The sequence below is a fragment of the Bradyrhizobium sp. PRIMUS42 genome, assembly GCF_023006515.1.
GTDB lineage: Bacteria > Pseudomonadota > Alphaproteobacteria > Rhizobiales > Xanthobacteraceae > Bradyrhizobium.
In genome coordinates this window covers 1-1,181 of the sequence record NZ_JALBGZ010001191.1, presented here as the reverse complement: position 1 = coordinate 1,181, position 1,181 = coordinate 1, and the positions used below count along the sequence as shown (strand labels likewise).

The 1,181-nt window shown below is 67.7% G+C and carries 2 protein-coding genes and 1 pseudogene; all 3 read right to left on the bottom strand.

The window, feature by feature from the left end:
* Positions 1–245, bottom strand: a pseudogene (locus MOV75_RS38915) (4-diphosphocytidyl-2C-methyl-D-erythritol kinase); the annotation flags it as partial.
* Positions 242–943: an XdhC family protein gene (locus MOV75_RS38910; RefSeq protein ID WP_246926293.1), complete on the bottom strand. Its 702-nt coding sequence runs from the start codon at positions 941–943 to the stop codon at positions 242–244. The gene MOV75_RS38910 and the pseudogene MOV75_RS38915, both read right to left, overlap by 4 nt.
* 2 nt (positions 944–945) lie before the next feature.
* On the bottom strand, positions 946–1,181 hold a 236-nt coding region (locus MOV75_RS38905), incomplete at its 5' end, for an XdhC family protein (protein ID WP_247008142.1).

Sequence of the window (1,181 nt, the reverse complement as noted above, 5' to 3'; positions counted from 1 at the left end):
GCGCGCTCGACATGGATGCCCTCGCCGCCGACGGCAAGCGCGATGCCGGCGGCCGCAACGTCCTCGGAGACGTCGCCCGCCTCCATACGCACCACGACGACGTCCTTGATGCCGGCACGCTCGAGAGCCTCGACCTCGGCGGGGCCGATCGTCGTGCCCTTCTTCAGCACCAGCGGTCCCTGGCGCAGGGTGTGGACGGTCACTCCACCGATCGCATCCCTGGGACTCGCCGGGCCAAATTTCATGCCGCTTCTTCTTTTTCTTTGGGAGGCAGGCGGAGCACCGCGGTGATCTCGGCCATGATCGACACCGCGATCTCGGACGGAGAGACCGCGCCGATCGCAAGCCCGATGGGCGCGTGGATGCGCGCGATGTCGCTCTCCTTCGCACCCTGCTCCCGCAGCCGGTCGCCGCGCTTGGCGTGCGTTTTCCGGGACCCGAGCGCGCCGATATAGAAGCAATTGCGCTCGAAGGCGTGCAGCAGCGCGGGGTCGTCGATCTTCGGATCGTGCGTCACCGCGACGAAAGCCGTGTAGGCATCGACATTGAGCGGCGGCAGCGCGGTATCCGGCCATTCGGCGACCAGCGGAACGTCGGGAAAGCGCTCGGGGCTGGCGAACGCCGTGCGCGGATCGACCACGGTGACGTCGTAGCCGAGCGAGCGCGCCAGCGGCGCCAAGGCCTGGCTGATATGGACAGCGCCGACGATGACGAGCTTTGCGGTCGGGGCGTAGACGTTGAGGAACAGCTTCTTGCCGCCAACTTCGACACTGGCGCTCTTGCCCATCCGAAGCTGCTTCTCAAGCTCGGCACGCAGCGGATCCTTGGAAAAAGCCGCAGCCTTCACGAGGCGCTGCTCGCCGCTCTCGGTGTCCGTCACCAGGATCACCGGCCGGCGCGCGGCCCGCTCGGCATTGAGTTCGTGCAGGATCTCGAGCTTCACGGCTAGCCGACCTTCTCGACGAAGACTCGGATGGTGCCGCCGCAGGACAGCCCAACATTCCAGGCGGTCTCATCCGCCACGCCGAACTCAAGCATGCGCGGCTTGCCGCTCTGGATCACATCCATGGCCTCGGTGACCACGGCGCCCTCGACGCAGCCGCCGGAGACCGAGCCCAGGAACGTGCCCTCGTCGTTGATGACGAGGCTCGAGCCCGCCGGGCGCGGCGCCGAGCCCCAGG